Here is a 240-nt window from a genome sequence, read left to right on the forward strand (position 1 = left end):
GATTAATTAATCCAAAAACAGCTTGGCTAAGTATTTCCAGGCTGGTACGGTTTAGTGGATTATTTAATCCACTAAACCTCAGGCCTCCCCCATGACAGTTCACACCCCTCGCTTCAACCATAAAGTCGCCCTGGTCACCGGCGGTTCCCGCGGTATCGGCGAAGCGATTGTCCGCCGGTTTGCAGATGAAGGTGCAGCGGTCGCGTTTACTTATTCCTCCTCTGTCGACAAGGCACAAGC

Annotated in this window: 1 protein-coding gene; it reads left to right on the forward strand. The window is 51.7% G+C overall.

Translation table 11 applies throughout. The annotated features are described in order from the left end of the window. Nucleotides 1-91: 91 nt before the first annotated feature. The coding region (locus FJ988_RS30680; protein ID WP_140823071.1) for an SDR family NAD(P)-dependent oxidoreductase at nucleotides 92-240 on the forward strand (149 nt) is incomplete at its 3' end.

It is taken from the genome of Mesorhizobium sp. CU3 (assembly GCF_006442965.1).
Classification (GTDB): domain Bacteria; phylum Pseudomonadota; class Alphaproteobacteria; order Rhizobiales; family Rhizobiaceae; genus Mesorhizobium.